General features: G+C 67.1%; 1 protein-coding gene and 4 pseudogenes. 1 reads left to right on the forward strand and 4 read right to left on the reverse strand.

Annotated features, from left to right (window positions below):
* Together ON19_RS44100 and ON19_RS31035 are read right to left on the reverse strand one after the other, a co-directional pair.
* Positions 1-1,299, reverse strand: a pseudogene (locus ON19_RS44100) (hypothetical protein); the annotation flags it as partial.
* On the reverse strand, positions 1,296-1,649 hold the full coding sequence (locus ON19_RS31035; protein ID WP_157229905.1) for a hypothetical protein: 354 nt from the start codon (positions 1,647-1,649) through the stop codon (positions 1,296-1,298). The pseudogene ON19_RS44100 and the gene ON19_RS31035, both read right to left, overlap by 4 nt.
* Positions 1,650-2,695: 1,046 nt before the next feature.
* On the opposite strand from ON19_RS31035, the pseudogene ON19_RS45105 reads away from it, so the two are divergent.
* Positions 2,696-3,058 (forward strand): annotated as a pseudogene (locus ON19_RS45105) (IS110 family transposase); the annotation flags it as partial.
* A gap of 439 nt (positions 3,059-3,497) precedes the next feature.
* Here the strand turns inward: ON19_RS45105 and ON19_RS44845 are convergent.
* Positions 3,498-3,782: pseudogene (locus ON19_RS44845) on the reverse strand (DUF1173 family protein); the annotation flags it as partial.
* A gap of 61 nt (positions 3,783-3,843) precedes the next feature.
* Positions 3,844-4,089: pseudogene (locus ON19_RS31045) on the reverse strand (transposase); the annotation flags it as partial.
* Between the last annotated feature and the right edge of the window lie 352 nt (positions 4,090-4,441).

The raw sequence follows: 4,441 nt of genomic DNA on the forward strand, positions 1-4,441 counted from the left end.
CCGCGCCGACCCATCGCCGCTGCCGGTGGCCAGCAGGCGCCTGTCCGGGCTGAACGCCACCGAGAACACCAAGTTGGTGTGGCCGAGGGGGTCGCCGACCTGATGGCCGGTGGCCGGATCCCACAACCGCACCGTCCTATCATCACTGCCGGTGGCCAGCAGGCGCCCGTCCGGGCTGAATGCCACCGCCCGCACCCAGTCGGTGTGGCCGGTGAGCGTTGTGGTGTGGGTGTCCGGTGGTGAGGCGGTGGTGGCTTGGTCGAGGAGGTGACGGGCGAGTGTGGCGACGGTGGAGTGGTCGTTGGCGGCGATGGCGTGTAGGTGTTGGCTGGCGGCCAGGAGCTGCATGGGGTCGGGTGAGGTGAGCCAGGTGGCGAGTCGTTCGACGGCGGCCCTGCGGAATTCGGGGTAGGGGTGTTCCAGGCCCGCGCGCAGTGCTTCCGGTAGGGCCGCGGTGACGGCAGGGGTGGCGGGGTTGGGGAACAGGGGTTTGGCGGCGAGGTCGCCGTGGTGTTGGTCGGGTGCGTGGACTTCGGGGGTGGGGGCGTGGTCGAGGGCGTGGTCGGTCAGCCGTCGCGTGGTGAGTTCCCCGATCCGGCGCAGGCTCATCGGGCCCGCGATGTCGGGGTCTCCGGTGTGCAGCACGTCGAGCAGGGCCCGGCCGAACAGTGTGGTGGTGTCGGCGCCGGCCAGGCGGGCGGGGTTGCGGGCGCTGGCCGCGCACAGCAGCGCGACCCCGCGGGTGCTGTGGCTGTGTTCGAGGGCTTCGATGATCTTGACCGCCGAGAGCTGGGTGAGGTCGCTTTGGAAGTCCTTGAACGCGACCCCGGCGAAACACGCGTCCAGGATCACGATGCGTGCGCTTTCGGGAACCGTGGCCCGCAGCATCGATGCCACGCTGGCCACCCGCAGGCTGGTCTCGGCAGGCACCGGTTCCCGGGTGTCACGCAGCAGCAGGCTGTAGGCGCGTTCACCACCGAAGAACGCGCCGTGCCCGACATAGGCGAACACCACCACCAGCCCCCGGCCGTGTGTGGCCCCCGATCTGGTGGTGCGGGCGGTGAGGAAGGTGTGGATCCGGTCGAGATGCTCGACCGCGGTGGCGGGACTGTCGAACAGCCACAACAAATCCGCCGCCGCCAACCCCAACCCCTCGACGCTGTGCAGATAGTCCCGCAACCCGGCGGCGGTGTTGGCGAACGCGGCTGCCGGGGCGAACCGCTCACCCATGCCGGGCCACTCCCGCGCCCCGCAGATCACCGCCACGACATCGGCGGACCCCATCACCCTCGCGGTCATCGACTCGGCGGGTCGGCGAAGAACTCACCTACCATCCGCTCGACCCGCGCGGTCGCCGGCCCGGTGAGCCTCACCTCCCGTGTGGCGCCCGTGGTGTCGGTGCGCCGCAGCACCAATCGTGCGTCGTGGCGGCGGGCGAGCCACTTCGACAGCTCCCGCGCTACCACGATCACACTCGGGGCGCTCAACACGATCACCAGTGTCGCTCCGAAGTCCTGAGTCAGCTCATCGCCGCGCACCCGCTGTATCGGCAGCTCCGGTGCTTCGGCGGCGAGACTGCCATACAGGTCGGCGCACTGCTCGTCGGCGACCGACAACTCCACATCGGGAAAACAACACTCGACCCTCATCTCGGCCACAATCGTGCACTCCCTCTCCCCACCGGGCGGCGCTCACGCGGCGCCGCATCGCATCCGATGCCGCAATATAACCCGCCATCGCCCCACGGCCACATCACAGACGATGTCGCGCAACCAGACCTGCCGCGCCGCAGGTCGAGGGCCGCGCCGCCCGCAGGCGATCCCGGGGATTGCTACCTGTGCAGACGACTACGGACACCCGTGCAGACGACCCCGTACATCGACATCCCCCTTGAGGTCAGACTGGCCTGAATCGGCACTACCGCAAATAGTTTCAGGAGTCGAACGTGGGAAAGAGGTCGACTTCGCCAGCGTGGCCACCGAGTCATCGCACATAGTGCGCGGCTATGTGCGGTAACTCGCTGGCGTGACTTTCTCGCCGATGTTCTCCGCCTCCAAGATCCGCAACCTCGTCGAAGCACTCGTCGCCGAACTCCTAGCCGACGACCGTCTGCTCCACCGCAAGTCGTATTCGACACTCCGATCCGGATTCGATGCCTTTGCGGGCGATGCGTACGCTGATCCCGCGGTTGCGCACCCATTGCCGCAGTTCGGCGGTGTCGTATGCCTTGTCGGCGTGCAGCTTGCCGGGTTTGCGTCGGCGCGGACCGCGCCGCGATCAGATGGCAGGAATCGCTTTGACCAGCGGCCGCAGCGCTTCGGCATCGTTGGTGTTGCAGACGAAATAGCCACCGACAGCGGAATTCCCGCGCGGTCGGACAGCACGTGGATCTTCGAGCCGCGTTTACCGCGATCGACCGGGCTCGGGCCGGCTAAAGGCCCCCTAATGAGATGTAGCGGGCCAGTCCGATCGGGCAGACTCGCTGCCGGTAGCGGCTGGCGGGTGAGCACTGTTTGGTCCCCCAGGACCCCGAGTCCTGAAAAAAGATCGTGCCCCCGCCGGTCGACCGGGAGGATGGATCGCTGATGGGATGTCGTGCCCGCCGCGGCGGCGTGAGCACTGTTTCATTAGGGCGCCGAGAGTTCTCCCGAACGCTGCCGATGTCATGACATCGTTTGAGACAGGAGAATTCGAGTTGCTGTTCGTCGGTGACGACTGGGCAGAAGACCACCACGACGTCGAGTTGATGAACCCGACCGGGAAGCGGGTGGCCAGAGCCCGGCTGCCTGAAGGCGTCGACGGGATCGCACGATTTCACGCGCTGGTGGCCGAGCACTCCGGCACCGACACCCCCGCCGCTGATGTCGGGGCCGGGATCGAGACCGACCGTGGACCGTGGGTCGCGGCGCTGATCGCCGCCGGGTATTCGGTTTTCGCGGTAAATCCGTTGCAGGCGGCCCGCTATCGGCAGCGGCACGCGGTCTCCGGCGCCAAGAGTGACCCGGCTGATGCGCATGTGCTGGCTGGTATCGCGAATGCCTACCATTCCTCGCGGCCATGGCCTACTCGCTCGGATCGCGATGGTAGGACGATCATGGATACAGGCGACAGTTTCCAGCGCGGGTTGCCGGACTGGCACGAGCTCAGCGCGGCCATCCGCCACCTCACCGGTGACAAGCCCGGCGATCACCTCATCACCCGATGGATGCGCGCGCTCGCGCAGCTGCACCGCACCCGCCATATCAGCCCCGACCGGGCGATCGAGATCGACCGCCGCCGTTGGTATTGCGGCCGGTGCGGTGGCTGCTTTGTGCCCGAGACGAAATGGCCCGACACACTGCCCGCCCGCCGACTCATGGCGCCTCGGGACTACCAGCAGCGCCTGTGGCGCATCGCCGGATTCCGCTGAACCGTACGACACCACCATGCTGGCTTCCGCTCGCCTCTGCGCGTGGCGCGTGCGATTCGCCGGTTGGCCCGCGCACGGACCGCAGCAATCAGAAAACACCCAGGGCGGCGTAGCAGTCAGCCCAGCCGCGCCGGCGCAGACCTGGATGCCAAGCGTTCAGGCGAGCAGACTCCCACAGCCAGCACAACAACCCGAACAAGCTGACACTCCGCCGGACACGACCAGAGTCGCCAGGAGAGACGGCGCCGCCGGTCGACGCTTCTGGGGAGGCGGTCACCAGCGGGATCTCCAGCCGGATCGATACAACCTGCACCGTTTCTCGGATCGCGCTCTCGCCGTATACCACTTGCCCAGACAGCCCTTTGTCCATCTCATGGAAGGGGCAACTCGGGGCGTGGCGTTGCCCTTCGCCTGGCCACCGGCCGAGGTGATGAGGTCTGCACCGTGGCCAGCGGCCACACGTTGCCGACCACCTCCGGCAGGCCTTTCAAACCGTCGCAGACCAGGAAGAATACGTCCTTGACCCCGCGGTTGCGGATGTCGGTGAGCACGCTCATCCAGAACTTCGCGCCTTCACCACCGCTGCCGGCCCACAGGCCGAGGATGTCCTTCTCGCCGGTGACGGTGACTCCGATCGCGGCGTAGATCGGCCGGTTGGCGACCTGCCCATCACGCACCTTGGCTCTGTCGCACTCTTCGTGATGTTCAGTTCTGTTGTAGCAGAGTACGTTTGCGCAGTAGGTCGAGGTTGGCTCGGCCGAACATCTGGCGTTTGAGCATTTTGATGCGATTGACGTGGCCCTCGACAGGACCGGAGCTGTGAGGCAGCCCGGATTCGCCGGCGTGCCCCGGCCCGTCGGCGTGGTGTCGACGAGTTCCCCCAGCACCAACCCGCGCCGCCCCCGGTCAGTCCAGCCAGGAACCGATCGAAGGCATCAGCGGTGGCCTCCGCCGAATCTGGGGTGAAAGGCGCGACCGTGTACAAAGCGCGGGCCACCTCGATCCGATTGATGGTGGTATCGCGAATTCCAT

The organism is Nocardia abscessus NBRC 100374 (genome assembly GCF_000308455.1).
GTDB classification, from domain to species: domain Bacteria; phylum Actinomycetota; class Actinomycetes; order Mycobacteriales; family Mycobacteriaceae; genus Nocardia; species Nocardia abscessus.

Coding starts and splice junctions, on each gene's coding strand:
- ON19_RS31035 (WP_157229905.1), bottom strand. CDS start 1,649: ATGAGGGTCGAGTGTTGTTTTCCCGATGTGGAGTTGTCGGTCGCCGAC.